The 1,480-nt window shown below is 39.1% G+C and carries 2 protein-coding genes; both read left to right on the plus strand.

The features are described from left to right. Positions 1-212: 212 nt before the first annotated feature. Positions 213-614, plus strand: coding sequence for a hypothetical protein (locus tag CXF78_RS00270; protein WP_102035661.1), 402 nt, complete (start codon positions 213-215; stop codon positions 612-614). Positions 615-692: 78 nt separating this feature from the next. Next, the coding region (locus tag CXF78_RS00275; protein ID WP_102035662.1) for a transposase at positions 693-1,480 on the plus strand (788 nt) is incomplete at its 3' end.

The raw sequence follows: 1,480 nt of genomic DNA on the forward strand, positions 1-1,480 counted from the left end.
TATATTGATATTGTTTGGTTTATTTCTTTATTTACATTTAATGCGGACACTTTTAACGTGCAATTTACGTTTTTTATTTGAGTGTAAGAGTCATTAAATTGCTTTACTTCAAAGACATAGAAAACGTAGGATGATATTAATCAATAACTTAAACGGGCGGCTTTATCGGTCGAGCCGTTCAATAAGCTGTTATAACTCCAAAAGGATTTGCGTTGAAATTTGGCCTTAAAGTCTTAGCAATAATTATTCTGATACCGACTTTATTCATTGGCGGGCTATCAGCTTATTGGTGGTTGACGTACATCGACGAAGATATAGTTGCAGGCAGCGCATATGGTTTTACGATTGGTAGTACCAAGGAAGAAGTTATAGTCGATTTTCAATCTTTAAGAGTTAAATATCCTGAATCCCATATTTATATACGTTACGGTAATAGAGCAGGAGATAACCTCTCAATTCCTGCTGTTCTTAAGTCGAAGTCTCAAATATACGAATATGACAAATGGAATATACTTCTCGACGGTAAATATGAGTTTTTTAACTCAATAGACTTAAAATTTGAATCTGGAAAGCTAGTGAAAATTAATAGGCATAGGCAAAATTTTGAAATATAACATGGCCACCCATCTCAAGTGGATAAATAACGAACACTCAACTACGCTTTATTTACCCTTCCTAAATGGTATTTGAAGATGGCCAGACCAAGACAAACAATCGTTAGTTTAGAAGATACGCCTTATTATCACTGCTGTTCACGTGTGGTGCGTAAGGCTTTTCTGTGTGGTATCGATAATTCAACAGGTGAGAATTTTGAGCATCGGCGTGAATGGGTTGATTCACGCATCCTTGAACTTGCCACCATTTTTGCCATTGATATCTGCGCCTACGCAGTGATGAGCAATCACTTACATGTCGTTGTTAAAGTCAATGCAGCTAGAGTGAAACACTGGTCAGATAAAGACGTGTTGGTTCAGTGGCACAAAGGCTTTAAAGGGACATTACTGACGCAGAAGTTTGTTAATGGTGAAGACCTAAACGAATTTGAACGTAAAACAGTGAATGATTGTATAACCCAATACCGACAACGCTTGGTTGATATCAGTTGGTTTATGCGCTCTTTGAGTGAGCCGATTGCTCGAATGGCCAACAAAGAAGATAAGTGCACAGGTCGCTTCTGGGAAGGAAGATTCAAATCCCAAGCCTTATTAGATGAAGCCGCAGTATTAGCCTGTATGGCTTATGTCGACTTGAATCCTATCCGTGCCCAAATGGCCACCACACCAGAAACCTCAGACTACACCAGCATTCAACGCCGAATAAATTCAGCGATAAAAGGTGAACAACCAACAGCGTTATTGCCTTTTGTGGGTAATGAATGCCTAAACATGCCAAATGGGCTGATGTTCAGTGTGAAGGATTACATTGTGCTTGTTGAAGATACTGGGCGAGTTATACGGGAGGATAAACGGGGTGCAATTAG

The organism is Shewanella sp. 11B5 (assembly GCF_002836795.1).
Taxonomy (GTDB): Bacteria; Pseudomonadota; Gammaproteobacteria; order Enterobacterales; family Shewanellaceae; genus Shewanella; species Shewanella frigidimarina.